Here is a 25,065-nt window from a genome sequence, read left to right on the forward strand (position 1 = left end):
GTTTCGACAAGCTCAACCACCGGCCGTTAGGTGCGGGATGAGGAAGGTGAGGTACGACGGCGGGGGTCACCCGCTGTCGTACGCCTCCTTAGACCTCTTCTACGGAACTGGGCTCTGCACGGGACAGATCGATACCCAGTTCCTCCGCAGCCGTGAAGACTGCGTCATCAGAGTCACGCATTTCAATTGTGGTTCCGTCCGTGGAGAGGACTTCCACGTTCAGGCACAGCGACTGCATTTCCTTGATCAAGACCTTGAAGGATTCGGGAACGCCCGGCTCGGGGATGTTCTCGCCCTTGACGATGGCTTCGTAGACCTTCACGCGACCGTGGATGTCATCAGACTTGATCGTGAGGAGTTCCTGGAGCGTGTAGGCGGCGCCGTAAGCTTCGAGCGCCCACACTTCCATTTCACCGAAGCGCTGGCCACCGAACTGTGCCTTACCACCCAGCGGCTGCTGCGTGATCATGGAGTACGGGCCGGTGGAGCGCGCGTGGATCTTGTCGTCCACCAGGTGGTGGAGCTTCAGGATGTACATGTAGCCGACCGAGATCGGATCCGGGAACGGCTCGCCGGAGCGGCCGTCGAACAGACGGGTCTTGCCGGAGGAGTCGATCAGGCGCTGTCCATCGCGGGTCACGTTGGTGGAGTCCAGCAGGCCCGTGATTTCCTCTTCGCGGGCACCGTCGAACACCGGCGTGGCAACAGTGGTCTGGCCACTCTCGCGCGGCAGGTTCGGCAGCTGCTTGACCCACTCGGGCTCGCCTTCGATCTTCCAACCGGTCTTGGCGACCCAGCCGAGGTGCGTCTCGAGCACCTGGCCCACGTTCATACGGCCCGGGACACCCAGCGGGTTCAGGACGATATCAACGGGGGTGCCGTCGGCAAGGAAGGGCATGTCCTCAATCGGGAGGATCTTGGAGATAACACCCTTGTTGCCGTGGCGGCCGGCGAGCTTGTCGCCGTCGGTGATCTTGCGCTTGGCGGCCACGTAGACGCGGACCAGCTGGTTCACGCCCGGGGGCAGCTCGTCGTCGTTGTCGCGGTCGAAGACGCGCACGCCGATGACGGTGCCGGACTCGCCGTGGGGCACCTTCAGGGAGGTGTCGCGGACTTCGCGGGACTTCTCACCGAAGATGGCGCGCAACAGGCGCTCTTCCGGGGTCAGCTCGGTTTCACCCTTCGGGGTGACCTTTCCGACCAGGATGTCCCCTGCTTCAACCTCGGCACCGATGTGGATGATGCCGCGCTCGTCCAGGCCTGCCAGTACTTCCTCGGACACGTTGGGGATGTCACGGGTGATTTCCTCGGCACCAAGCTTGGTGTCGCGGGCATCGATCTCGTGCTCCTCGATGTGGATGGAGGAAAGAACGTCCTCGGCAACAATGCGCTGCGAGAGGATGATGGCGTCCTCGAAGTTGTGGCCTTCCCATGACATGAATGCCACGAGCAGGTTCTTACCGAGGGCGAGTTCGCCCTGGTCCGTTGCCGGGCCGTCGGCAATGATGCCGCCAACTTCCAGGCGCTGGCCTTCGTTTACCAGGACGCGGTTGTTGTAGCAGTTGCCCTGGTTGGAGCGTGCGAACTTGTTGATGCGGTAGTTGGTTTCCGTGCCGTCGTCGTTGAGCATGATGACGAGCTCGGCGGAAACCTCGGTGACCACACCTGCCTTCTTCGCGATAGTGACATCACCGGCGTCGACGGCGGCTGCGCGTTCCATGCCGGTGCCCACGAACGGAGCCTCGGAACGGACCAGCGGCACGGCCTGGCGCTGCATGTTGGCACCCATGAGTGCACGGTTGGCATCGTCGTGCTCAAGGAACGGAATCAGGGCGGTAGCCACGGACACCATCTGGCGCGGGGAAACGTCCATGAACTCGACGTCCTCGGCGGGAACCAGAACCGGCTCGCCTCCACCACCACGGGCACGCACCAGGACGGTGTCCTCGGCGAACTTCTTGTTCTCGTCCAGCGGCGCGTTGGCCTGGGCGATCAGGACCTCAGCCTCGTCGTCGGCCGTCAGGTACTGGACGTCGTCGGAAACGACGCCGTTCTTGACCAGGCGGTACGGGGTCTCGATGAAGCCGAACGGGTTGATGCGTCCGTAGGATGCCAGCGAACCGATCAGGCCGATGTTCGGGCCTTCAGGGGTTTCGATGGGGCACATACGTCCGTAGTGGGACGGGTGCACGTCACGGACTTCCATGCCGGCGCGGTCACGGGACAGACCGCCGGGGCCAAGAGCCGACAGGCGGCGCTTGTGGGTCAGGCCCGAGAGCGGGTTGTTCTGGTCCATGAACTGCGACAGCTGGGAGGTTCCGAAGAACTCCTTGATGGCTGCAACCACGGGGCGGATGTTGATCAGGGTCTGCGGCGTGATCGCCTCGACGTCCTGGGTGGTCATACGCTCGCGGACAACGCGCTCCATGCGGGACAGGCCGGTGCGGACCTGGTTCTCGATGAGCTCGCCGACAGCGCGGATGCGGCGGTTGCCGAAGTGGTCGATGTCGTCGATCTCGACGCGCAGGTCGACTTCCTGGCCGTCGCGGGTGCCCTTGGTGGTCTTCTCACCGGCGTGCAGCGCAACGAGGAACTTGATCATCGCAACGATGTCTTCAACGTGCAGGACCGATGCTTCCTTGTCGCCAAGGGAGCGGTCGATGCCCAGCTTGCGGTTGATCTTGTAGCGGCCAACCTTGGCCAGATCGTAGCGCTTGGAGTTGAAGTACAGGTTGTCCAGCAACGACTGGGCAGCCTCGACGGTGGGCGGCTCGCCCGGGCGCAGCTTCCGGTAGATGTCCAGCAACGCGTCTTCGCGGGTCTCGGTGGCGTCCTTCTCCAGGGTTGCACGCATGGAGTCGTACTGGCCGAACTCTTCGAGGATCTGGCCTTCGGTCCAGCCGAGGGCCTTCAGCAGTACGGTGACGGACTGCTTGCGCTTGCGGTCAAGGCGGACGCCGACCTGGTCGCGCTTGTCGATCTCGAGCTCGAACCAGGCGCCGCGGGACGGGATGATCTTCGCAGTGAAGATGTCCTTGTCGCTGGTCTTGTCGGCGGCGCGCTCGAAGTAGGCGCCCGGGGAACGGACCAGCTGGGAGACGACGACACGCTCGGTGCCGTTGACCACGAAGGTGCCCTTCTCGGTCATCAGCGGGAAGTCGCCCATGAACACGGTCTGCTGCTTGATTTCGCCCGTGTTGTTGTTCATGAACTCGGCCTTGACGTACAGCGGAGCCGAGTACGTAGCGTCCCGGTCCTTGCACTCGGCCATGGTGTACTTGGGGTCAGCGAACTCCGGATCGGAGAAGCTCAGGGACATGGTGCCCTGGAAGTCCTCGATCGGGGAGATCTCTTCGAAGATGTCCGAGAGGCCGGACGTGGTGGCGACGCTAAGATCGTTTTCTTCAACAGCTTTCGCTACGCGTGCCTGCCAGCGCTCGTTTCCGACCAGCCAGTCGAAGCTGTCCGTCTGGAGGGCAAGCAGATTCGGAACGTCAAGAGGTTCGTGAATCTTTGCGAATGAAAGCCGGCGAGTGGCACCATCAGTGCTGTCGGCGGTGTTAGCGGTTTCGTTATTAGAGGTGCTCGAGGCGACCAAGAGGGATCCTTCCACAGACCTTCAGGCGTTTTCAGATCTCCCCCGCTGTGCACCCTGCGGAATGACTCCGCAGTGCTACCATCCGGTTCCGCTATATGACCCGGGGCCGGTGCTGACCATGCTGTGACGTTGTTGACGGCACGTTGATTGCCAGCTGCCAGGCGAAAGCCCACCGCTATATGAAGGCTGAAGGTAAACAGGGAAGACGCAAATATCTACGATACGGCAAAATAACCTACATGTCTACCCCACATCCGGCCCGATTGCAAGCACTGGTTTTCCTGGTTGCTTCTGAGGGAGCGGTTGCGGGGCTTCCCCGCAGAGGTGGCCCGTGAGGAGGACGACGGCGCCACGGCGGTTCCGCTGCCGGCGTCGGGTATGGGGGCGGCCGGGACGGCATTGGCGGAAGGCCCGCTTGTTGGAATGCCGGCGGCGGCCACGGCGTTTGAATAGATGGGTGACCCTCGTCACGGTAGCCTTGATGGCCTACCACCGGATCAGATCGGGAGAGATAAACATGGGCAACTCCGCGGACAACACTGACGTTGTCATTCTCGCAGCAGCGCGCACGCCACAGGGCCGCATCAACGGGCAACTGGCGGGCTTCACCGCCGTCGAGCTCGGCGCGCATGCCATCAAGGCAGCGCTCGACGCCAGCGGCGTGGACGCCAGCCAGGTGGAGGCCGTCATCATGGGGCAGGTGCTGCAGGCCGGCGCCGGGCAGAATCCGGCGCGGCAAAGCTCAATCGGAGCCGGGATCGGCTGGAATGTCCCGGCCGTGACCGTGAACAAGGTGTGCCTTTCAGGGCTGACCGCCGTGATCGACGCCGCCCGGGTGATCCGCGGCGGGGAGGCCTCCGTGGTGGTGGCCGGCGGTCAGGAATCCATGACCCGGGCGCCACACCTGCTGCCCGGCTCACGGCAGGGCTGGACCTACGGTTCCATCCAGGCGCTCGATGCGGCAGCGCACGACGGACTCACCGATGCCTTCGACGGCCAGTCGATGGGTCTGTCCACCGAAACCCGCAACCTCGCGCTCGGCATCGACAGGACATCCCAGGACGCCGTGGCCGCGCAGTCCCATCAGCGGGCGGCACTGGCAGCCAAGAACGGAACGTTCGACGACGAAATCGTGCCCATCAGCGTTAAGCAGCGGAAGGGCGACCCGCTGGTGGTCTCCACCGACGAGGGCGTCCGTCCCAACGCCTCCGTGGAATCAATGGCCGGTCTGCGTGCAGCCTTCGTCACCGACGGCACCATCACCGCCGGCAACTCCTCTCCCCTGTCCGACGGAGCGGCCGCCCTGGTGCTCTCCTCCCGGGCCTTCGCGGAAGAACACGGGCTGGAATACCTGGCGGTAGTGGGCAAGCCCGGGCAGGTTGCGGGGCCGGACAATTCACTGCACTCCCAGCCGTCCAACGCCATCCGGAACGCCCTGGGACGTGCGGGCTGGACCACCGCAGACCTTGACTTCATCGAAATCAATGAAGCATTCGGCTCCGTGGCGGTGCAGTCGCTGAAGGACCTGGACTACCCCTTGGAGAAGTGCAACATCCACGGCGGCGCCATCGCCCTGGGCCATCCCATCGGCGCATCCGGCGCGCGCCTGGCAGGCCATGCTGCGCACGAACTCAAGCGGCGCGGGACGGGCAAAGCCGCCGTGTCCCTTTGCGGCGGCGGCGGGCAGGGCGAAGCGCTCCTGCTGTACCGCGACTGATGGCGGACACAGGACGCGGGGCCGGCAGGGACAGGTTCCTTGCCGACGCCGCGGCCCGCGGGCTGCAGGTGGACGTAGTGGAACGGCCGGCCGCCAAGAGCCTGGAAGAAGCCGCCGGCATCCTGGGGATCACGCCGGCGGACATCGTGAAGTCGCTGGTGGTCAAGCACAAGGACGGCTCGTTCCTGTTCGCCCTGATTCCGGGTGACCGCCAGATTTCCTGGCCCAAGCTCCGCAACCTTGTGGGCGTCAACAAGCTGTCCCTGCCGCCCGCTGACGTGGCGCTGGACGCGACCGGCTACGAGCGGGGCACCATCACACCGCTGGGCAGCACCAACAGCTGGCCGGTCTACGCGGACGCCACCATCACCGGGCGGAGGATCTCCATGGGCGCCGGCGCACACGGCTACAGTGCCTTCGTGGACGCCGACGCCCTCACAGGTGCGCTCGGTGCCGTCGTCGCGGACATCAGCGACCCCGTCTGACCCCCGGCCTGGCCAGGTAGCGCCAAGTGTCGTTTTGGACGCTCAAGACGACACTTGACGCTACCTACGTGGAACGCAAAAAGCCCCGCCCACAAACGTGGACGGGGCTTTTTGAGGAAAAGGCGTTGTTACTTGAGGGTAACGGTGGCGCCTGCAGCCTCGAGCTGCTCCTTGGCCTTCTCGGCAGCTTCCTTGGTGGCGCCTTCGAGAACAGCCTTCGGTGCGCTGTCAACCAGGTCCTTGGCTTCCTTGAGGCCGAGGGAGGTGATGGCGCGAACTTCCTTGATCACTGCGATCTTCTTGTCGCCAGCAGCTTCGAGGACGACGTCGAAGTCAGTCTTCTCTTCAACCTCTTCAGCAGCAGCGCCGGCGGGGCCAGCAACAGCAACAGCAGCAGCGGTAACTTCGAACGTCTCTTCGAAGAGCTTGACGAACTCGGAGAGCTCGATGATGGTCAGTTCCTTGAAAGCTTCAATGAGCTCTTCGTTGGTGAGCTTCGCCATGGTAGGCGTCCTTCCTGTTGTGGTGTCCGCAGGGTACGAAACCTTGCCTCACACCGGAGTCTGGTGGGGTAAAGAGAATTAGTTCTCTTCGGCAGCAGGAGCTTCAGCTGCGGGAGCTTCAGCTTCGGCGGCGGGAGCTTCTTCAGCGGCGGGCGCTTCGGCAGCTGCCGGTGCACCGTTCTCTTCTTCAAGCTTGAGGCGCAGTGCGTCAATGATGCGTGCAGCTGCGGCGGCGGGTGCCTTGAGGACGCCTGCAACCTTGGCGAGCTGCAGCTCGCGGGACTCGAGCGCTGCCAGGGCAGCAACTTCGCTGGCGTCAAGTGCCTTGCCTTCGAAGTAACCGGTCTTGATGACCAGCTGCTTGTTAGCCTTGGCAAAATCCGTCAGGCTCTTGGCAGCCGCAACTGCGTCACCCTTGATGAACGCGATTGCAGTGGGGCCGGCAAGCTGGCCGTCGAATGCTTCGACGCCGGCTTCCTTGGCTGCAATGGCGGTCAGGGTGTTCTTGACGACCGCGAACTTGGTGTCCTGGCCGAGAGAAACACGCAGCTGCTTGAGCTGTGCAACGGTGAGCCCGCGGTATTCGGTCAGGACAGCGGCGTTCGATTCGTTGAAATCGTTAGTGATCTCAGCTACTGCTGAAACCTTGGTAGGCGTTGCCATAACCCTCCTTCCGGGGATAGTGCCGGTATGCGACGGTCCCCGCTCAAGAGAGCTAAAACTAAAAACGCCCCGCGCAGATGCACGGGGCTTGGCTCAACACGGATCAGTCCGTGGAGCTTTGCTTCGTTCACCTGCGCTGGCCGCCCTGCGTTGAGGGTCCTTCGTCCAGAAACCCACTGCTTCCCCCGCGCACAACTGCAGAGTTGAGCCATGTTCGAGAGAGTGGATTTCCAACAACCGACGGTCTTTGGTCATCCCAGTCTACGGGAGAGCCCCGGGTCCACCAAATCGGGCCTAGCTGGTGCTGGTGTGCAGGTGCGGAAGCTCCTTTTGCCAGATCCCCGTAACCCCGGCCGTCTGGAAGCCCAGCTGCTGGTTGACGGTGAGGAGGTACCGGTTTTCCGGGGCGTTCCAGGTGTAGATGATCCGCGCGTCCGGGAACTGCTCGGTAAGCCGCTCCATGTTAGCCACCTTGATGAGCAATCCGAGCTTATTGCCGCGGTGTTCCTGCAGGACCAGCGTGTCGTCCTGGAAGACGACGTCGGCGCGGTGCGCCAGCACGGTGATCGTGGTCAGGCCCACCAGCGTTCCGGTGGCGAGGTGTTCGACGGCGGTGACCACGGTCCGCCGGCCCTGCGCAATGGCAACCTCTTCGGCCTTCCGGAGGATGGCGCCGTCGAACACCATCTCCTGCTCAACAGGGGCTTCCAGGGCGGGATCGACGTCGGCCCCCGCCTGGTTCTCCAAGGCGGCTACGGCTTCCAGCCACTGGTCCGGGCAGCGGTCCGTCCAGTGGTGCAGCCGGTACCGCCCGTTGTTGGCCTCGTCCGCTTCCGCCTGCAGGTCGGCGACGAGCTTTGTGTCCAGCGGCAACACGCACGAGCTGAACTGTTCGATGTGCTGGAGCGTGTAACCGGTGCGCTGCGCGAACTCGACCTCGCGGCTCTCCAGGGGCACGAAGCCCTTCCCCGTACCGGGGACCAGCTGGGCACGCTCAAATTCATGCAGGGACGCGCCGGGGTGGTTGGTGTCCACCAGGATCATGGTGCGGCCCTCCTCGCGGGCCAGCTGTTCCGCTGCCTGCAGCAACCGCCGGCCCACACCCTGGCGCTGGAACTCGGGCAGGATGTCGAGGGTGAACTCCGCCAGGTCCAGGTTGTCGGTGAGGGGCAGGGCGATATCGACGGTGCCCACGATCTCCCCTTCCACCTTGGCGACGAGAATGAGCTGCCGTTCGTAAGGGTCCTGGAACTCGAGCAGCTTCTCCAAGGGACCGTAGGCGAGGTCGTCGCTGCCCCAGGTCTGCATCCGGACTTTCCGTCCCACCTCGACGGCGGCCAGGAAGTCCGCTGCGTCCGGCGCGTCCAGTGAGTCGGGAATCCAAAGCTGCTCGATCTTCACGTCTCTTGCCATAGGCGCATCATCCCAGCCGTTTCTGCCACTCGCCTTCATAACCTGCAGGCCTGAATCCAAGTGCGATATTTATGGCCAGCATATGTTGGTTTTCGTTGGCATTCCATGTCAGGACTGATCGGGCCGCTGGCCATCTGGCTTGTGCCCGCCGGAGGTTTGCTGCTTTGACGAGCGTACCGAGCCGCCGGCCGCGGTGTTCCGACGCCACCAGGGTGTCCTGCTGCACGATCGAATCCGGGACCCCGGCGCGCCAGTTCAGAACGGTGTAGGCCACCAGTTCCCCAGTGCTCCCGTGAACTGCGGCCGTCACGGCAGATTGGACCCCGCCGCGTATCAGGGCCTGTTCCTCCTCGTGGATCCGGGCTGCGTCCCAGTCCTCGCGTTCCCAGTCCAGCCCGGCAATAGGAACGTCTGTGCTCATCGTTTCCTTGAGCCGGGCGTAAGCATGCACCAGGTCCTCCGGGCAGTTGTCATCCCAGCCGGTAATCTTGTAATCCGCGGCCCGCGGTGAGGCATCCGCCTCCAACCGGTCCAGCAATTCCGGCGGCACGGGCAGCCCAAGGCGGCTGGACCGCTCCACCTGCTCCAGCTCGTAACCGGCAGCAACAGCGAAGGCCACGGCCGGCTCATCCAGCGGCAGGCCCCCCGCCCCCGATTTGGCCGGAAGCAGGGAGGCCTCCGCCGTCCCCTTCAGCGGCACCTCGTGGTAGGCGTCCAGGGACCTCCTGCCGCGGTTTCGGGCAACTGCTTCCGCGTGGTCCAGGAGGGCACGGCCCAGGCCCTGCCGGCGACGGGCAGGGGCGATCAGGACGTCAATTCCGGCGGTGTGGGTGTTCTCGCGCAACGGGAGCGTCACCGAACACATGCCCACGGTTTCCGATCCGAGCCTGGCCAGGAAGAGGTGCCGTTCCTCGTACTCATTGCCACGCCAGTACTCCACAGCCTCATCCAACGTCGGGCAACGGTCCAGGTTGCCCCACACGGCCAGCTCGTGCGCCACCCGCAAGGCATGGCACTGCCGGAACTCCGCACTGGCTTGCCCTGCGCCGGACGCAGTGCCGCTCACCCGCGGCACCTTCACGGCGGCTATTGACAGCACTGCGTTTTCACCTGCGGATGGATCCAGATCCGGTTTGGCCACTTCTCCAGCTTAGGCAGGAGCCGGCCCCTTCCGGGATGGCTGCCGGGAGTTAAACAAAACCGCCCGGCGCGGACGCCGGGCGGTTTTGTTTTGCGGAGGACGGATCCCACCGCAGAAGCTTCAGACGAGGATTTAGGCCTCGGTCAGAACCTTGGTGACGTTCGGGTCAACGGGGATGCCGGGACCGAACGTGGTGGCAACAGTGGCCTTCTGGATGTAGCGGCCCTTGGAAGCGGACGGCTTCAGGCGAAGTACCTCTTCCAGTGCTGCTGCGTAGTTCTCGGCCAGCTTGACGACGTCGAAGGACACCTTGCCGATGATGAAGTGCAGGTTGGAGTGCTTGTCGACGCGGAAGTCGATCTTTCCACCCTTGATGTCGTTGACGGCCTTGGTGACGTCGGGGGTCACGGTGCCCGTCTTCGGGTTCGGCATCAGGTTACGCGGACCCAGGACCTTACCGAGGCGGCCAACCTTGCCCATGAGGTCAGGGGTGGCAACCGCGGCGTCGAAGTCGGTCCAGCCGCCGGCGATCTTTTCGATCAGGTCATCGGAACCAACGAAGTCGGCGCCGGCAGCGATTGCTGCCTCAGCCTTGTCACCCGTGGCGAAAACCAGGACGCGGGCGGTCTTACCGGTGCCGTGGGGCAGGTTGACCGTGCCGCGGACCATCTGGTCAGCCTTACGGGGATCGACGCCGAGGCGGAATGCAACCTCAACGGTGGCGTCGAACTTGGACGGGTTGGTGTCCTTGGCCAGCGTTACTGCCTCGAACGGCGCGTAGAACTTCTCCGCGTCGATCTTGGCGGCTGCTGCCTCATATGCTTTGCTGCGCTTTGCCATGCTGCTTATTTCTCCTTGTGCAGTTGTGGTCTGCGGACCGCGCTGGGCCCTGCCACAGTCGAGGATCCTGCAAGGATCCTGCGACAATTCAATGTTTCTGTTAACCGGTTGCCCGGCGATGGAAGGCTGTTATTAGCCTTCGACCGTGATGCCCATGGAGCGGGCGGTGCCGGCGATGATCTTCGCTGCGCCTTCGAGGCTGGTGGCGTTGAGGTCTTCCATCTTGGTGGAAGCGATCTCGTTGACTTGGGCCTGGGTCAGCTTGGCAACCTTGACGGTGTGCGGGGTAGCTGAACCCTTGGCGACGCCTGCAGCCTTCTTGATGAGCTCTGCAGCCGGCGGGGTCTTGGTGATGAACGTGAAGGAACGGTCCTCGTAGACCGTGATTTCCACGGGGATGACGTTTCCGCGCTGGGTTTCCGTCGCAGCGTTGTACGCCTTGCAGAATTCCATGATGTTGACACCGTGCTGGCCAAGCGCAGGACCGATCGGCGGAGCCGGGTTAGCGGCACCTGCCTGGATCTGCAGCTTGATGAGGCCGGTGACCTTCTTCTTGGGAGCCAATGTAGGGTCCTTCTCTCAATAACGTCCTGGGGCACAGGAGCGTGCCTCAGGTTTTTGGCCGCCATGGCAAGGCGGCCGGCCGTTCCGGTGCTGCTAAGCGGGCAGCGCCGGGACGAATTCTCGGGTGTCAGATCTTGGTGACCTGGTTGAACGCCAGGGTGACCGGCGTCTCGCGCTCGAAGATCGAAACCAGCACCACGAGGGTCTGGGATTCGACCTTGATCTCGGAGATGGTGGCGGGAAGGGTTTCGAACGGGCCTTCCTTGACGATGACGGACTCGCCCACTTCGAAGTCGACGTCCACCGGGGCCTGGTGCTGCTTGTTGACCGGCTTGCCCTTCTCGGCCTGCTCTTCTTCGAAGACCGGGGCGAGCATGGAGAAGACTTCGTCCAGGCGCAGCGGCACGGGGTTGTGGGCGTTGCCCACGAAGCCGGTGACGCCGGGGGTGTGCCGGACGGCGCCCCAGGAGGCGTCGGTCAGGTCCATGCGGACCAGGACGTAGCCGGGGATGCGCACGCGGTTGATGACCTTGCGCTGGGCGTTCTTGATCTCCACGACTTCTTCCATGGGCACCTGGATTTCGAAGATGTAATCTTCCATGTCCAGGGTCTGGATACGGGTCTCAAGGTTGGCCTTCACGCGGTTTTCGTAACCGGCGTAGGAGTGGATGACGTACCAGTCACCTTCCTGGCGGCGCAGCTTGGCCTTGAACTCCTCGGCGGGATCGATGTCGGCCTTGGCTGCGGCAGCGGCGAGGGCGTCGGTGGACTCTTCCTCGGAGCCGGCGTCCTCCGCCTCGGCGTCGTCATCGGAATCGGCGTCGCTGGCTTCGGGCGCGGAGGACTCAACCTCAGACTCGTCACCGGCTTCTGCCGTGATGTCCGGGGACTCTTCCAGCTCAGTCTCGGTTACCTCGAGCTCCTGCTCAGACACTTGGTCTCCTGCTTCCTCATTGCCTAACATGCCTATTTAAATGGCTCAATTCCGCACACCGGTGTTTCCCTCCGGTTTTCCCGGATGGAACACGCAGCTGCGGATGATTCAGCCTTAGCTGTCCGTGGGGCCGGTACCGCCGAAGATCCAACCGACAGCAGTTCCGAAACCGATGTCCAGCAGGCTGACGATGACCATCATGATGGCCACGAACACCAGCACCACGAGCGTGTAATTGATCAGTTCCTTGCGGGTTGGTGCAACAACTTTTTTCAGTTCGCCGATGATCTGGCGGACAAATAGTGCAATGCGGGCGAAGAAGTTTGCCTTGGCGGCCTTCTTAGCCGGGCGGCCCTTGGAGCTGCTGGCAGCTGTTTCGGTCACCTGGTCCTCGCTCATCTTTGCAATGTTGGATTACCCGGCCCTGATCAGAACCATGGTTGCTGCGCTTGCCCCGGATTTTCACCGGGGCAGCTTGCGCAGGGCAGACAGGACTCGAACCTGCAACCTGCGGTTTTGGAGACCGCTGCGCTACCAATTGCGCCACTACCCTATGGAGTGAATATCACCCTGACCACGACGAACCGCCACTTTGTACTGGGGCGCACGCCATCATCCGTGTTTTCAACACCGGTGAACCAGTCTACGCAACAACTTCGCGTTCGTCGAACCGGCCCGATTCCGGCCCTTCATGTTGCCTTGGCATGACGCTGGCTGCAAGGCAGTCACATTCAAAACCGGCAACCCGGAGGGCCCGCTGAACAGCATAGAGTAGAACTCGTCGAATCCCACATTCCAGCCTTCGGGCTGCAAGCGAAGAACGGACCTGCCATGTCTGCCGCCCGCGTTTCCCAGCGCATATCTGCTATTGCCGAATCCGCTACCCTTGCCGTTGATGCCAAGGCGAAGGCGTTGAAGGCAGCAGGCCGGCCGGTTATTGGGTTCGGAGCGGGCGAACCGGACTTCCCCACCCCGGACTACATCGTCCAGGCGGCCATCGAGGCGGCGAGCCAGCCGAAGTACCACCGCTACTCCCCCGCCGGCGGGCTGCCCGAGCTGAAGAAAGCCATTGCCGAGAAGACCCTGCGGGACTCAGGCTACGCCGTCGACGCCTCCCAGGTCCTCGTGACCAACGGCGGCAAGCAGGCCGTTTACAACACCTTCGCCACCCTGGTGGACCCGGGCGACGAGGTCATCGTGCCCACCCCGTTCTGGACCACGTATCCGGAAGCCATCCGCCTCGCCGGCGGTGTGCCCGTTGAGGTTTTCGCCGGTCCGGAGCAGGACTACCTGGTGACCGTCGAGCAGCTTGAGGCGGCCGTCACCGACAAGACGAAGATCCTGCTGTTCGTCTCGCCGTCCAACCCCACCGGTTCGGTTTACTCTCCGGAACAGGTGGCGGAAATCGGCAAGTGGGCCGCGGCCAAGGGCCTGTGGGTTGTCACCGATGAGATTTACGAGCACCTGACCTACGACGGCGTTCCCTTCACCTCCATCGCCACCGCCGCGCCGGAGCTGGGCGACAAGGTGGTCATCCTGAACGGCGTGGCCAAAACGTATGCCATGACGGGCTGGCGCGTTGGCTGGATGATCGGTCCGGCCGATGTCATCAAGGCCGCCACCAACCTCCAGTCGCACGCCACGTCCAACGTCTCCAACATCCCGCAGGTGGCCGCCCTCGCCGCCGTGTCCGGGCCGCTGACCGCCGTGGACGAAATGAAGGTGGCGTTCGACCGCCGCCGCAAGGCCATCGTGGCCGGCCTCAACGCCATTGAAGGCGTGGAATGCCCGACGCCGAAGGGCGCCTTCTACGTGTACGCGGACGTCCGGGCACTGCTGGGTAAGGAATTCCCGACGGCGTCCGGCACCTCCACGCCGCAGACCTCCGCCGAACTGGCTGCCTTGATCCTGGATGAGGTTGAAGTGGCAGTGGTTCCGGGCGAGGCGTTCGGGCCGTCCGGGTTCCTCCGTCTTTCGTACGCCCTGGGCGACGAGGACCTTGCCACCGGTGTGCAGCGGCTGCAGGACTTCCTGGGCAAGGCCCAGTAGGACGCTCTCTCACTTAACGCCGGAAAATCCCAAACGCTCTCTCATTTAACGTTGGAAAAACCGGAACGCTCTATCACTCTCTTCAGGAGAGTGATAGAGCGTTCCGGGTTAAGCCGCATCAAGTGAGAGAGCGTCGGGGAAAACCGCGCGTTAGGTGAGAGAGCGTCTGGTTAGAGGAGGCGGCGCTCGGCGGCCCACTTGGTGAGCTCGTGGCGGCTGGACAGCTGGAGTTTGCGGAGCACGGCGGAGACGTGCGTTTCCACTGTTTTGATGCTGATGAAGAGTTCTTTGGCGACTTCCTTGTAGCTGTAGCCACGTGCAATCAGCCGCATGACCTCGAGTTCGCGGGCGGAGAGCCTGTCCAGTTCGTCGTCGGCTATATCTGCGGGGGAGGTGCCAAAGGCATCCAGCACGAAGCCCGCGAGGCGCGGCGAGAAGACGGCATCACCCCCGGCCACCCTGTACACGGCATCGGTGATTTCCGCCCCGGAGATGGTCTTGGTGACGTAGCCCCGCGCTCCTGCCCGGATCACCGCCACAACATCTTCGGCCGCGTCTGACACGCTGAGCGCAAGAAACCTGGTGGTGGACAGCAGGGCGGCTGAGCCGGCGATCACTTCGCGCCCTCCACCGCCCAGGCCGCCGGGCAGGTGGACGTCCAGCAACACCACCTCCGGGCGCTCCTGGGCGATCACGGCAATGGCCTGCTCCACCGTTGCTGCCTCCCCCACCACGTGGATGCTCGGATCCAGGTCCGCTTTCAGGCCGGAGCGGAAGATCGCATGGTCATCGACGATCACTACCCGGACGGGTGTGGCGGGCCGGACGGGGCCTGTACCGGATCCCTGGGCGGTGTTCATGGTCTGCCTTCCGTTATGTCCTGCGGGGCGGCCGGGTAGCTGAGCCGCACTTCTGTGCCTTCTGTAGTGCTGATGATCGTGGCTGTGCCGCCGTGGCGGTTCATCCGGCCGATGATGGATTCCCGGACGCCCAGCCGGTCCTCCGGCACGTGCTGCAGTTCGAAGCCCGGGCCCCGGTCCTTGATGAACACTTCCGCACGGCCGCCGGATACTTCCAGGTAAACCGAGACCGTCCCACCACCGTGCCGGGAGGCGTTCAGCATTGCCTCACGGCTGGCCTGGATCAGGGCCTCGTGGCCCTCGCTGACCACGGTGTCCCCCACGCTCACCACCTCCACTGCATGGCCCAGCAGGTCCTCCACCTCAGCAGCAACAGCCTTGATCCGGTCCGACAGCTGCCCGGCATCCTTCCCCGGGTCGGTGAAGAGCCAGCCCCGCAGCTCCCGTTCCTGCGCACGGGCCAGCCGGACGACGTCGTGTTCGTTGGACGCCCGCCGCTGGATCAGTGCCAGGGTCTGCAGCACGGAGTCATGGAGGTGTGCCGCGATCTCCGCACGCTCCGTTTCCCGGATCCGGCCTGCCCGCTCCGCTTCGAGGTCGCGCCAGAATTTCAGCCCCCAGGGAAGCAGGACCAGCACCACGCCGCCCAGGACAGCCACGGAAGCCAGCAGCGCCAGCCAGGTCTGTTCCCACGAGCCGGAACCGGACACCATCACCAGGACGCCCGCCACCACCAGGGCCAGGCCGGCCGCGAGCCGGGCCCAGCCACCGGCCTGGTCCGCCTTGGTTTTGTCCACGAGCCCGGCGCGCCGGGTTTCGTCCAGCTGCACCCAGGCAATGGACGCCCCGCCAAGAACTGCCGCCGCCGGAATCAGGGTGCCCAGCGGAACGTCCACGCCGAGGAGCTGGGCGATCAGGATGCCCGCCACCAGCAGCAGCCCGACCCCGAGCAGGATTTCCTTGCCGTACCGCATGTCGCGGAACCGGAACCAGGGCGGCCGCGCCGGTTCCGGAGTACTTTCCGCGGCGTGCCCCGGCTCAGGGTAGGAAGGTCCGCCCGGGGAGGGCAGGAACCCGCGATGGCCGGGCATGCCTGGGGGTTCAAGGGCTGGCCCGGCTGTCGGGACACCAGCAGGAACACCGCTGCGGACAACTGTGGGGACAGTCTCCTGGCTCACGGCAGGCGCAATGGTCGACGCCGGCCGGCGTGCCTGCCGCCGCGCGCTTTCGTCCGCGGTGGGCACCATGATCCACAACCAGGCATAGAAGACGACGCCGGCACCGCCCGCCAGCGAAGCCAGGACCATACCCACCCGCACGTTCCGGACCGGCCAGCCCAGGTGCGCTGCAAGGCCGGAGCACACACCCGCGATAAAGCGGTCGCTGCGCCGGACCAGCGGGGGCCGGATGGGGGGGGTTGTCATGGATCAATCCAAACACGGATCAGGGTCTCCCGGACCCGGTTCGGGCCTGAACCGGGGGCCGCTCAGGGACCGTTCAGGGTGTCCCCCAGTAGAGCGGAAGCGCCGCGGACGGAAGGATCGAAGTATGAACTCGCAAACGCCCACCCCTGATGACGGCCATCCAACGGAGCCCCTCCCCGAACGGGACAACGCACAACCCACCGAGCCCCTGCCGCCGGCCTCCCCGTCCCTGCAGGACCAGAAGCCGCCGCAGGAACCAGCGCAGGAACCCGCCAGCGGATCCAGCAGCGAATCCAGCCGCGAATCCACTAGCGAATCCAGCCAGGACAGCTTCGGCGGGCCCTACACCGGCCCGCCAGCCGGTTCCTACCCTGCGCCGAACACCGGCAGCTACGCGTATGCCGGAATGCCCGGCCAGCAGGCAGACTTCTTTGGCTGGATCCGCAGCCACGGCATCAGCCGCGGCCAGGACCGCTGGATCGGCGGCGTATCCAGCGGACTTGCCCACCGCATGGGAATCGACCCGCTGATCATCCGCGGCGTCTTCATCGTCCTCACCCTCTTCGCCGGCATCGGCGTACTCCTCTACGGCCTCGCGTGGGCGTTCCTTCCGGAGCCCGACGGCCGGATCCATGTCCAGGAAGCCGGCGCGGGCCGCTGGACCAGCGGCATGACGGGTTCCCTGATCGCCATCATCCTCGGCTTCGGCGGGCTGGGCGGCGGCTTCTGGGGCTGGGGCAACCGCGGCTTCGGCGGCTTCCTCTGGACCATCTTCTGGGTGGGCGGGGCGATCTACCTGATCTACTACCTGGTCCAGCGGAACAAGGCCGCAGCCGAAACCCCCGCCGGCGCAGCAGCGGCAGGCACCAACGCCTACGCGTCGGGTTCCGCCACAGCAACAACTCCTCCGTACTCCGACGTCGCAGGCACAGGTCCCTTCACCGGGAGCCCCTACGGCGGCACCTCCTCCGATACCACGTCCGGCAGCGGCTATAACGGCAGCGGGTATGGAGGCGGTGCTTACGGCGGCAGCGGATCCGGCGGCAGCGGCTGGGACAACGGACGGTACGGCGGCGCCCGGCCGCCCCAAGGTCCTCCACCGGCACCCAAGGTGCGTCCCGCAGGTCCCGGTGCTCCCGCCGTCGCGATGGTTGCCGGCAGCGCGCTGCTGGCCGGTGCCGGACTCAAAGCGCTGGATGTCACCAACATCATCAACCTCGGTGACTCCACCAACGCCATTGCCTTGGCCAGCGCGGCCGCGGTCCTGGGCCTGGGGATCCTCGTCATGGGCCTGCGCGGCAGGACGGCGGGCATCCTGTCATTCTTCGCGGTGGCAGTGCTCATCATGGGCGGCATCTTCAACGTGGTGGGCAGCAACGGCGACCGGATGCGGTTCCAGCAAGTGAACTGGAACCCGGCGAGCATCGAAGAGGCCCGCAACGGCCTTGATGTCGCCGGCAGCCGCGGCACTGTTGACCTTACCCGCCTCGACGCCAACGCCCCCCTGACTTCCGAGGTGGTGGTTCCGCTCGACATCACGGCAAGCAACGTGACGGTTGTTATCCCTGCAAAAGTGCCCGTGGATATCAAAGCGGACATGGCCATGGGGAACATCAACGAACGCAGCGGCGACCGCGGCGGCATCACCACCAGGGAAAGCAGCTACAACAGCGACGAGCCTGGCAGCCACCTGATCATCGAGATCGAGGGCGCCTTCAGCAACGTCACCATTGAGGAAGGTAACTAAGATGAGCAGCCAAACTCCGGCCCCGGACCCTTACGTTCCGGATCCGTACGTCCCCGGAAGCACGACGGCGGCAGGCAGCGCTGCTGCCCCTCCCTCCGGAGCGAGGGTAGGCACGGTGGTGTGGGGCTTGATCGTCCTGGCCCTCGCCGCCCTGATCATCATCGCCCAGCTGGGCATCGTCACCCTGAACGGGACCTACGTCCTAATCGGCCTGATGATTGGGGCCGGCGCGGCCCTGGTGGTGGGCGGACTCCTCTCCGCCCGGAAACGTGACAACAGCCCCACAACACGGAAGTCTTGAACCATGGACAAGTTTTTCAGCACAGTCAGGGGCCTTGGCCTGAAACGCGGACCGGAACGGTGGCTCGGAGGGGTGCTGGGAGGAATCGCTGCCAAGCTCAACGTGGACGTAGCTTTCGTCCGGATCGCCTTCCTGATCTTCTGCCTGCTCCCCGGCCCGGCCGTCATCTTCTACCTCCTGGCCTGGGTTATCCTGCCGGACCAGCGCAACGTCATCCCGCTCCAGACATTCCTCGAGCAGCGGTCCATCAACCGCCCCTAGCACACCAGCCAAAAAGGCTCCCGCTGCTTTTATGGAGCGGGAGCCTTTCTGCGTTCCCGGTGACTGCAGCAGACTTGGGGCTAATGTAACCGGTTTGTGTCGTACCCCACACCCCCTACTAGACTCTATGTGAGCTCAGCGTGGCGCTCTGCCCGTATACCTTCTCCCCAGGATTTGAGCCAGCAACATGAAAATTGGAATTCTCACCAGCGGTGGCGACTGCCCCGGATTGAACGCCGTGATCCGCGGAGCGGTCCTCAAAGGCATTGCCATTCACGGTCACGAATTCGTGGGTTTCCTTGACGGCTGGCGCGGCGTGGTGGAGGGCGACATCATCGATATTCCCCGCACCATGGTCCGCGGCATTGCCAAGCAGGGCGGAACCATTCTGGGTACCTCCCGCACCAATCCCTTCGAAAACGGCGGCGGTCCCGAGGTCATCAAAGCCCACATGGACCGCCTCGGCATCGATGCCATCATTGCGATCGGCGGTGAGGGAACCCTCGCTGCCGCCAAGCGCCTCACGGACGCAGGCCTGAAGATCGTGGGCGTCCCCAAGACCGTGGACAACGACCTCGACGCCACGGACTACACCTTCGGCTTCGACACTGCCGTGCAGATCGCCACCGAAGCCATCGACCGGCTCCGCACCACCGGCGAATCACACCACCGCTGCATGATCGCCGAAGTGATGGGCCGCCATGTGGGCTGGATCGCCCTCCACGCCGGCATGGCAGCCGGCGCCCACGCCATCCTCATCCCGGAGCAGAAGGTCAGCATCGAGCAGATCACTGAATGGGTGAAGGAAGCCCACGCCCGTGGCCGCGCGCCCCTGGTGGTGGTCGCTGAAGGCTTCGTGCCCGAGCACATGGAAACCCCGCACTCCGAACGCGGCCTGGACACCTTCGGCCGGCCCCGCCTGGGCGGTATTGCGGACCAGCTCGCCCCGGAACTCGAAGCACGCACCGGCATCGAAACCCGCGCCACCATCCTGGGCCACATCCAGCGCGGCGGCGTGCCGTCAGCCTTCGACCGGGTCCTCGCCACCAGGCTGGGCATGGCCGCCATCGACTCCGTGGTGGAAGGCTACTGGGGCACCATGGTGGCGCTGAAGGGCACGGACATTGAGCACGTAGGCTTCCAGGAAGCCTTGGGCAAGCTCAAGACTGTCCCGCAGAAGCGCTATGACGAAGCTGCCGTCCTCTTCGGCTGAGGTGTCCTGTTCGGCCGCGCCGGCTGCCCGCCCTAGGCTGGGATCATGACACTTGACCCCGGTTCTGCCGCCATCATCCAGCTTGCATGGGCCCGGCGCCTGGAACTCGACGACGACGCTTTCGGTTCTGCCCTGGCCTCCGGGGAGCGGATTGTCCGTGCCGACGAATCAGCCCGCACCGTGGAGTTCGTGCGGCTCTTTGGCAGTTCGGCACTGGTGGGTCCGCAGTGGGCCATTGACGCCGCCGCGGGCATTCCGGACGAGGAGATGGCCCAGCACGTCACGCTCCTGACGCTGACCCGGTCCCACGGCGGCCACGGGCTGGGCGCCGCGGCGTTGTTCTTCGCGGACGACCTGCCGCTCAAGCAGCCCCCGGAAGAGATGACCGTCTCGCACGGCAACCCGGAAGCCATCGAACTGGAGGGCCGCTGCCCGCCGGACGACGTCAACGAGGTGGGCCTTTCAGACCTCGAAAACCGCTACACCATCATCCACGAGGTGGAGGGCCGGCGCGTGCCCCTGGCCTGCGGTGCCTACTCCGAATGGGTGGGCCTGCTGGCCCAGCTCGGGGTCCTGGTGGACCCGGAATGGCGCCGCCGCGGCCTGGGCTCGCTCGCCGTGTCCATCGCCGCCCACGAAGCCTTGGCCGCAGGGCTTACGCTGCAGTGGCGCACCGACGTCAGCAACACCGGATCCCTGGCGCTGGCCCGGAAGCTCGGCCTGTCAGCCGGCGGAATCCAGACCAGCGTCCACCTTGGCTGACGGGGAAGCAGTGCCCCAGCCCTGAACCGGCTGGGGCTTGGCAAAGAACAGTGCCACGGCCGCGCCCACCAGGATCACACCGGCGGGCAGCAGGATGGACTGGCCCATCGCCGTCGCAAATCCGCTGTGGAGGGCCTCCGGCAGGCTTCCGGAGAACCCCATGCCTTCGCCGGCAGTTCCACCCTGCCCGCCCGAGGGAAGCTCGGCAGCCAGCCGGGACTGGATCAGCACGGCGATGGCAGCGCTGCCGAGGACTGCGCCGATCTGCCGGGTGGTGTTGTAGACCCCCGAACCGGCGCCGGCCTGCCGCGGCGGAAGGTTGCGCGTGGCGGTGGTGCTCAGCGGCGCCCAAATGCCGGCGTTGGCGAATCCCAGGACGGCGCTGGGCAGCAGGAACATCAGAATGGGCGTGTCCGGCTGCATCAGAACCGAGTTCCAGACCAGCGCCACGGCCATCAGCACCAGGCCGGCGGCGGTGATGAACTTGGGATTGACCCTGTCGATGATCTTTCCCACCACAGGCGCCAGGCCGCCGGAGATCAGTGCCATGGGCACCATCATGAGGGCCGACTGGGTGGGTGTGAGGCCGCGGACCAGCTGGTAGTAGAAAATCAGCGGCAGGCTGAAGGCCGTCACGGTGAAGCCCACGGTGGTGATGCCGATGTTGGCCAGGGAAAAGTTGCGGTCCCGGAAAAGGTCCAGCGGCAGCAGCGGTTCACCCTTGTTGAAGCGCTGCCACAGGACAAACAGGGCCAGGACGGCGGTTCCGGCGATGATCAGGCCCCACACGGTGATGGGCCCGCTGATGGTGCCCCAGTTGTACGTTTCGCCTTCCTGGATGCCGAACACCAGCAGGAAGAGTCCGACGGCGCTGAGCAGGACGCCGGGGATATCGAACCGGTGCGGGTGCGTGCTGAGGGCGGGAACGTTGCGCCACGCGAGGATGAAGCCCGCGATGCCGACGGGCACGTTGATGAAGAAGATCCATTCCCAGCCAAACCCGTCAACCAGGACGCCGCCCAGGATGGGACCCACAAGGGTGGCGATGCCCGCCGTGGCACCCCATACGGCCATTGCCGCGCCACGACGGTCCGGCGGGAAGATCCGGGTGATCACGGCCATGGTCTGCGGCGTCATGATGGCCGCGCCGAGGCCCTGCAGTACCCGCGCCGCAATGAGGGTCCGGACATCACCGGACAGGCCGCACCACAGCGAGGCCAGGGTGAAGACCACCAGCCCGGACAGGTACAGCTTCTTCGGCCCGAAGCGGTCGCCCAGCCTGCCGGTGATCAGCAGCGGGACGGCATAGGCCAGGAGGTAGGCGCTGGTGACCCAGATGACCGCGTTGATGTCTGCATTCAGGCCCTCCATGATGCGCGGATTGGCCACGGAAACGATAGTGGTGTCGATCAGGATCATAAAGAAGCCGATCACCAGCGACCAAAGGGCCGGCCACTGCTTTGCTACGTTTTCCACTGGGTCATCCTTCGTCAAGTTGTTGCTGCCGGGCGGGACCCGCAGTTACTAGCCCAGGAGATCCAGGATCTCCGTCCGGGCGAACATTTGGGCGGCCGCGCGAGCGGACGGGGATCCTGCGTCCGGGTCCGCCCCGGCGTCGAGCAGGACACGGGCAACATCGGTGTAGCCCTTGAAGGCGGCTCCGGCCAGCGGGGTCTGGCCCCGGTCGTTGGCGGTGTTTGCCTCGGCGCCGTGTTTCAGGATCAGTTGAACAGTCTCTGCGTGGCCGTGGTAGGCGGCCAGCATCAGCAGGGAATCGCCGGCTGCATTGGTCAAGGTGGCGGGAGCGCCGGCGTCGAGATAGGCGCGCAGCAGCGCGGAGTCCCCCTCCCTGGCAGCCTGGAACAGCGTGTGCGCCAGGGCCAGCGCTTCGTCGTCGGGCCCTTCCGCAGCCTCAGGCGGGTTGGATGGTGCAGCGGTGTTGTCAGTCATCAGCGTGGCCCCTTGAGGAATCCGGTCTGGCGCCCCACCACCTGGCCGGCATCCGGGGCAACAATAAGTTCCTGGGCGGCAGTGTACGGCTCGTCCCCGTCCAGGACCGTCAGTATTTCATCCGCCGCTACGGAACGCTTTATGACTGCGAGGGCAACCGGCCCCATCTCGTAATGCTGGGCCACGGATGTCACCGTACCCACCTTCCGCTCCCCCACCAGGACAGGGCTGCCGGCCTGGGGCAGCGTATGCTGTGATCCGTCCAGCTGCAGGAAGACGAGCCGCCGCGGCGGGTGCCCCAGGTTATGGACGCGCGCGATGGTTTCCTGGCCCTTGTAGCAGCCCTTGGCCAGGTGGACCGCCGTGCGGAGGAGGTCCAGTTCGTGCGGGATGGTCTTGTCGTCCGTTTCGGCACCGATGCGGGGACGCCAGGCAGCCAGGCGCAGCGCTTCGGCAGCGAGGACCCCGGCCAGGGGGCGCCCTTCCACGGCTTCCTCCAGTTCGGCGGCAGGAACCAGGTACTCAAACCACGGGCGCTCAAGCCCGGGATGGTCAGCCGGCGGAACGGTGGCGTAGGAGTAGCCGCCGGGCCCAACATTGGGCCAGGGGTCCTGCCACACGAGCCGTTGCGCCCACTCGGGGATCGCCCTGGTGCTCCCCACCACGGCCCAGTCGGCCGAGACGTCGGCGATCTCCACCCGCAGCATGAACTTCATCCTGTTGAGGAACTCTGCCAGCGGGGCAGCTTCGGCGGCCTCCACGATCAGCCAGGTGGTCCCGCCGTCGTCAATCACCCTGGCGTCGAAATCGATCCTGCCCTGGACGCTCAGGAGGAGCAACTCGCTGGACTCCCCCGCCTGCAGGCCGGTGACCTGCTGCGAGGACAACGTGTTGAGCCAGGTCAGGCGGTCCGGCCCGGCCACCGTCACCACGCCGCGGTTGGAGAGGTCGACGACGGCGGTTCCGGCGGCGAGTGCGCGCTGCTCGCGGAGCGGCTCGCCGTAGTGGGCTGCGACGCCGGCGTCCGCGCCTGCTGCCTCAACGGCTCCGGGGCGCGACAACAGAGGGCTGGGAATAGTCATACTGGGGGCAACGTCCTTTAGTCAGGGAGTATTCCGGGTTTCGACAAGCTCAACCACCGGAAAGATCAGGTTTCGACAGGCTCAACCACCGGAAAGATCAGGTTTCGACAAGCTCAACCACCGGCAAGGGCGGGTCAGCGGTATTCCGGGTTTTCAAAATCGAAGCGGGTTCCGGCGGCCCATTCCTTGGGGAGGTTGCCGTAGGCGGGGAGCCCGCCGGCGTCCTTGAGGATCCGGGCCAGGTGCAGGAGATTCCACGTCATAAAGGTTGCGTTCCGGTTGGTGAAGTCACTTTCGGGACCGCCGGAGCCTTCATCCAGGTAGCTTGGGCCGGGGCCCACCGGCCCGATCCAGCCCGCATCCGCCTGCGGCGGAATGCTGAAGCCAATGTGCTGCAGGCTGTAGAGGACGTTCATGGAGCAATGCTTGATGCCGTCCTCGTTGCCCGTAATGAGGCAGCCGCCCACCTTGGGGTAGAACGCCCACTGGCCCTTGTTGTTCAGTTCCCCTGAGTGGGCGTAGAGGCGTTCGATGAGCTTTTTGGTCTGGGAGGAGTTGTCGCCCAACCAGATGGGCCCGGCCACCACCACGATGTCCGCTTCCTGTACCGCGGGATACAGCTCCGGCCATTCGTCCGTGGGCCAGCCGTACTGGGTCATGTCCGGGTAGACACCGCTGGCAATATCGTGGTCCACCGTGCGGATCACCCGGGCGCTGACACCCTGTTTTTCCATGATGAGCCGGCTGATGGTGATCAGCCCGTCCGTGTTGGACGTCTGCGGCGACCGCTTCAGGGTCCCGTTGAAGAAGACGGCTTTCAGGTCGCTATAGTCCCGCCCGTTCCCGGCGGCCTGCACGTTCTGAGGATCTTCCATGCGCGGCGCCCTCTTTCATTCCTCCCGACCTGTTGCGGTCAGGAAACTTTTTTGAGGAAAGCAGACGCGTGGGCTTCCAGCCCCTTGCCTTCCTTACCGCCAACGGCGACATCCCAGCGCCAGAGCAGGTTCCCATCCACCAGGCCGAAGATCCGGGTGGCAGCACTGTAGTCCTTCGAGTGGCTTCCGCGCATCACCATATCCGTGGTGAGCTGGATCTGCGGGCCTTTGATCTGCCCGTAGTACAACTCCGAAATGCCCCCGGGATGGGAGATGGACACAGAGATGTCGAACCCGCCCTCGCTGTTGCGCAAGGCCTCCACTTCGTCCGCGCTCTTCAGCGCGGGGACGATGTCTGCCGGAATCAAACCGGGGCCGCCGTCGGCATCCAGCTGTTTGCGCTCCAGCGCCCAGAAGCCGGTCTCGACGGTCAGCGGACGCAGGCGCGTGCCGTCGTCGTCGGTCAACCAGCTCTCCGCACGGTACTGCAGGTACGGCAGTCCGTTGTGTGTGAAGGATACGTGCTGCAGGAAGTGTTCCGAGTCCTCGTCCCCGCTGCCCAGCCGGCCGCGGCCCTCCCACTCACCAATGAGCCAGGAAAGCGGGACGAGTTCTGGAGTCAGGTCTGTGGGAATCTCAATCGGCACAGCAATTACCTCGGAAAACGGCTAGCTACGGAACGG

The 25,065-nt window shown here is 64.8% G+C and carries 24 protein-coding genes and 1 tRNA gene; 8 read left to right on the plus strand and 17 right to left on the minus strand.

What is annotated here, in order from left to right:
* Positions 1-88: 88 nt before the first annotated feature.
* Positions 89-3,598, minus strand: coding sequence for a DNA-directed RNA polymerase subunit beta (rpoB, locus tag FBY31_RS07595; RefSeq protein ID WP_142038824.1), 3,510 nt, complete (start codon positions 3,596-3,598; stop codon positions 89-91).
* Between the two features lie 517 nt (positions 3,599-4,115).
* On the opposite strand from rpoB, the gene FBY31_RS07600 reads away from it, so the two are divergent.
* On the plus strand, positions 4,116-5,315 hold the full coding sequence (locus FBY31_RS07600; RefSeq protein WP_142038826.1) for an acetyl-CoA C-acetyltransferase: 1,200 nt from the start codon (positions 4,116-4,118) through the stop codon (positions 5,313-5,315).
* Entirely contained in the window at positions 5,315-5,800 is a 486-nt protein-coding gene (locus FBY31_RS07605) for an aminoacyl-tRNA deacylase (protein WP_142038829.1), read from the plus strand. The genes FBY31_RS07600 and FBY31_RS07605 overlap by 1 nt, the downstream gene beginning before the upstream one ends.
* A 128-nt stretch (positions 5,801-5,928) precedes the next feature.
* On the opposite strand, the gene rplL is transcribed toward FBY31_RS07605, so the two are convergent.
* The 9 genes from rplL to FBY31_RS07650 form a co-directional block, all read right to left on the minus strand.
* Positions 5,929-6,303 (minus strand): 50S ribosomal protein L7/L12, encoded by a 375-nt coding sequence (rplL, locus tag FBY31_RS07610; RefSeq protein WP_066277893.1) that lies wholly within the window; start codon positions 6,301-6,303, stop codon positions 5,929-5,931.
* A gap of 78 nt (positions 6,304-6,381) precedes the next feature.
* Positions 6,382-6,966, minus strand: coding sequence for a 50S ribosomal protein L10 (gene rplJ, locus FBY31_RS07615; RefSeq protein WP_142038833.1), 585 nt, complete (start codon positions 6,964-6,966; stop codon positions 6,382-6,384).
* A gap of 294 nt (positions 6,967-7,260) precedes the next feature.
* Entirely contained in the window at positions 7,261-8,379 is a 1,119-nt protein-coding gene (locus FBY31_RS07620) for a GNAT family N-acetyltransferase (RefSeq protein WP_142038836.1), read from the minus strand.
* A gap of 7 nt (positions 8,380-8,386) precedes the next feature.
* On the minus strand, positions 8,387-9,520 hold the full coding sequence (locus FBY31_RS07625) for a GNAT family N-acetyltransferase (protein WP_235012963.1): 1,134 nt from the start codon (positions 9,518-9,520) through the stop codon (positions 8,387-8,389).
* A gap of 132 nt (positions 9,521-9,652) precedes the next feature.
* Entirely contained in the window at positions 9,653-10,360 is a 708-nt protein-coding gene (gene rplA, locus FBY31_RS07630; protein ID WP_142038839.1) for a 50S ribosomal protein L1, read from the minus strand.
* Positions 10,361-10,492: 132 nt separating this feature from the next.
* Positions 10,493-10,924: a 50S ribosomal protein L11 gene (gene rplK, locus FBY31_RS07635; RefSeq protein ID WP_142038842.1), complete on the minus strand. Its 432-nt coding sequence runs from the start codon at positions 10,922-10,924 to the stop codon at positions 10,493-10,495.
* A 127-nt stretch (positions 10,925-11,051) separates the two neighbouring features.
* Positions 11,052-11,858 carry a transcription termination/antitermination protein NusG gene (gene nusG, locus FBY31_RS07640; protein ID WP_142038845.1) on the minus strand — a complete coding sequence of 269 codons (807 nt, stop codon included), beginning with the start codon at positions 11,856-11,858 and terminating at the stop codon, positions 11,052-11,054.
* 114 nt (positions 11,859-11,972) lie between these two features.
* Positions 11,973-12,257: a preprotein translocase subunit SecE gene (secE, locus tag FBY31_RS07645; protein WP_142038848.1), complete on the minus strand. Its 285-nt coding sequence runs from the start codon at positions 12,255-12,257 to the stop codon at positions 11,973-11,975.
* Positions 12,258-12,338: 81 nt separating this feature from the next.
* Positions 12,339-12,411, minus strand: a tRNA-Trp gene (locus FBY31_RS07650).
* Between the two features lie 278 nt (positions 12,412-12,689).
* Between FBY31_RS07650 and FBY31_RS07655 the strand changes: the two genes are divergently transcribed.
* A complete protein-coding gene (locus tag FBY31_RS07655; protein WP_142038851.1) occupies positions 12,690-13,907 on the plus strand; it encodes a pyridoxal phosphate-dependent aminotransferase in 1,218 nt (405 codons plus the stop codon).
* A 170-nt stretch (positions 13,908-14,077) separates the two neighbouring features.
* Here the strand turns inward: FBY31_RS07655 and FBY31_RS07660 are convergent, their stop codons facing one another.
* Both FBY31_RS07660 and FBY31_RS07665 read right to left on the minus strand, forming a co-directional pair.
* Positions 14,078-14,767: a LuxR C-terminal-related transcriptional regulator gene (locus FBY31_RS07660; protein WP_142038853.1), complete on the minus strand. Its 690-nt coding sequence runs from the start codon at positions 14,765-14,767 to the stop codon at positions 14,078-14,080.
* On the minus strand, positions 14,764-16,191 hold the full coding sequence (locus FBY31_RS07665; protein WP_142038856.1) for an ATP-binding protein: 1,428 nt from the start codon (positions 16,189-16,191) through the stop codon (positions 14,764-14,766). The genes FBY31_RS07660 and FBY31_RS07665 overlap by 4 nt, the downstream gene beginning before the upstream one ends.
* 124 nt (positions 16,192-16,315) lie before the next feature.
* Between FBY31_RS07665 and FBY31_RS07670 the strand changes: the two genes are divergently transcribed.
* The 5 genes from FBY31_RS07670 to FBY31_RS07690 all read left to right on the plus strand — a co-directional run bounded on the left by FBY31_RS07670 (position 16,316) and on the right by FBY31_RS07690 (position 20,475).
* Positions 16,316-17,938, plus strand: coding sequence for a PspC domain-containing protein (locus FBY31_RS07670; protein ID WP_142038859.1), 1,623 nt, complete (start codon positions 16,316-16,318; stop codon positions 17,936-17,938).
* A gap of 1 nt (position 17,939) precedes the next feature.
* The gene (locus FBY31_RS07675) at positions 17,940-18,239 is read left to right on the plus strand and encodes a hypothetical protein (protein WP_142038862.1); all 300 of its coding nucleotides are present in this window, start codon (positions 17,940-17,942) and stop codon (positions 18,237-18,239) included.
* A 3-nt stretch (positions 18,240-18,242) separates the two neighbouring features.
* Positions 18,243-18,500: a PspC domain-containing protein gene (locus tag FBY31_RS07680; protein WP_142038865.1), complete on the plus strand. Its 258-nt coding sequence runs from the start codon at positions 18,243-18,245 to the stop codon at positions 18,498-18,500.
* Positions 18,501-18,687: 187 nt separating this feature from the next.
* Positions 18,688-19,713 carry an ATP-dependent 6-phosphofructokinase gene (locus FBY31_RS07685; RefSeq protein WP_142038868.1) on the plus strand — a complete coding sequence of 342 codons (1,026 nt, stop codon included), beginning with the start codon at positions 18,688-18,690 and terminating at the stop codon, positions 19,711-19,713.
* A 45-nt stretch (positions 19,714-19,758) separates the two neighbouring features.
* Positions 19,759-20,475 (plus strand): GNAT family N-acetyltransferase, encoded by a 717-nt coding sequence (locus FBY31_RS07690; RefSeq protein WP_142038871.1) that lies wholly within the window; start codon positions 19,759-19,761, stop codon positions 20,473-20,475.
* Here the strand turns inward: FBY31_RS07690 and FBY31_RS07695 are convergent.
* From FBY31_RS07695 to FBY31_RS07715, 5 genes are all read right to left on the minus strand, one after another.
* Entirely contained in the window at positions 20,437-21,951 is a 1,515-nt protein-coding gene (locus FBY31_RS07695; protein WP_142038874.1) for a DHA2 family efflux MFS transporter permease subunit, read from the minus strand. The two genes, FBY31_RS07690 and FBY31_RS07695, sit on opposite strands and share 39 nt — an antisense overlap.
* A gap of 48 nt (positions 21,952-21,999) precedes the next feature.
* A complete protein-coding gene (locus FBY31_RS07700) occupies positions 22,000-22,425 on the minus strand; it encodes an ankyrin repeat domain-containing protein (protein WP_142038877.1) in 426 nt (141 codons plus the stop codon).
* A complete protein-coding gene (gene ygfZ, locus FBY31_RS07705; RefSeq protein ID WP_200833331.1) occupies positions 22,425-23,507 on the minus strand; it encodes a CAF17-like 4Fe-4S cluster assembly/insertion protein YgfZ in 1,083 nt (360 codons plus the stop codon). The genes FBY31_RS07700 and ygfZ overlap by 1 nt, the downstream gene beginning before the upstream one ends.
* A gap of 134 nt (positions 23,508-23,641) precedes the next feature.
* On the minus strand, positions 23,642-24,382 hold the full coding sequence (locus FBY31_RS07710) for a flavodoxin family protein (protein ID WP_142038879.1): 741 nt from the start codon (positions 24,380-24,382) through the stop codon (positions 23,642-23,644).
* Positions 24,383-24,420: 38 nt separating this feature from the next.
* Positions 24,421-25,029: an FABP family protein gene (locus FBY31_RS07715; protein WP_104998656.1), complete on the minus strand. Its 609-nt coding sequence runs from the start codon at positions 25,027-25,029 to the stop codon at positions 24,421-24,423.
* Positions 25,030-25,065 lie beyond the last annotated feature (36 nt).

Source organism: Arthrobacter sp. SLBN-100 (genome assembly GCF_006715305.1).
Taxonomy (GTDB): Bacteria; Actinomycetota; Actinomycetes; order Actinomycetales; family Micrococcaceae; genus Arthrobacter.

Coding starts and splice junctions, on each gene's coding strand:
- FBY31_RS07600 (WP_142038826.1), top strand. CDS start 4,116: ATGGGCAACTCCGCGGACAACACTGACGTTGTCATTCTCGCAGCAGCG.
- FBY31_RS07605 (WP_142038829.1), top strand. CDS start 5,315: ATGGCGGACACAGGACGCGGGGCCGGCAGGGACAGGTTCCTTGCCGAC.
- rplL (WP_066277893.1), bottom strand. CDS start 6,303: ATGGCGAAGCTCACCAACGAAGAGCTCATTGAAGCTTTCAAGGAACTG.
- rplJ (WP_142038833.1), bottom strand. CDS start 6,966: ATGGCAACGCCTACCAAGGTTTCAGCAGTAGCTGAGATCACTAACGAT.
- FBY31_RS07620 (WP_142038836.1), bottom strand. CDS start 8,379: ATGGCAAGAGACGTGAAGATCGAGCAGCTTTGGATTCCCGACTCACTG.
- rplA (WP_142038839.1), bottom strand. CDS start 10,360: ATGGCAAAGCGCAGCAAAGCATATGAGGCAGCAGCCGCCAAGATCGAC.
- secE (WP_142038848.1), bottom strand. CDS start 12,257: ATGAGCGAGGACCAGGTGACCGAAACAGCTGCCAGCAGCTCCAAGGGC.
- FBY31_RS07655 (WP_142038851.1), top strand. CDS start 12,690: ATGTCTGCCGCCCGCGTTTCCCAGCGCATATCTGCTATTGCCGAATCC.
- FBY31_RS07660 (WP_142038853.1), bottom strand. CDS start 14,767: ATGAACACCGCCCAGGGATCCGGTACAGGCCCCGTCCGGCCCGCCACA.
- FBY31_RS07665 (WP_142038856.1), bottom strand. CDS start 16,191: ATGACAACCCCCCCCATCCGGCCCCCGCTGGTCCGGCGCAGCGACCGC.
- FBY31_RS07670 (WP_142038859.1), top strand. CDS start 16,316: ATGAACTCGCAAACGCCCACCCCTGATGACGGCCATCCAACGGAGCCC.
- FBY31_RS07675 (WP_142038862.1), top strand. CDS start 17,940: ATGAGCAGCCAAACTCCGGCCCCGGACCCTTACGTTCCGGATCCGTAC.
- FBY31_RS07680 (WP_142038865.1), top strand. CDS start 18,243: ATGGACAAGTTTTTCAGCACAGTCAGGGGCCTTGGCCTGAAACGCGGA.
- FBY31_RS07685 (WP_142038868.1), top strand. CDS start 18,688: ATGAAAATTGGAATTCTCACCAGCGGTGGCGACTGCCCCGGATTGAAC.
- FBY31_RS07690 (WP_142038871.1), top strand. CDS start 19,759: ATGACACTTGACCCCGGTTCTGCCGCCATCATCCAGCTTGCATGGGCC.
- FBY31_RS07700 (WP_142038877.1), bottom strand. CDS start 22,425: ATGACTGACAACACCGCTGCACCATCCAACCCGCCTGAGGCTGCGGAA.
- ygfZ (WP_200833331.1), bottom strand. CDS start 23,507: ATGACTATTCCCAGCCCTCTGTTGTCGCGCCCCGGAGCCGTTGAGGCA.
- FBY31_RS07710 (WP_142038879.1), bottom strand. CDS start 24,382: ATGGAAGATCCTCAGAACGTGCAGGCCGCCGGGAACGGGCGGGACTAT.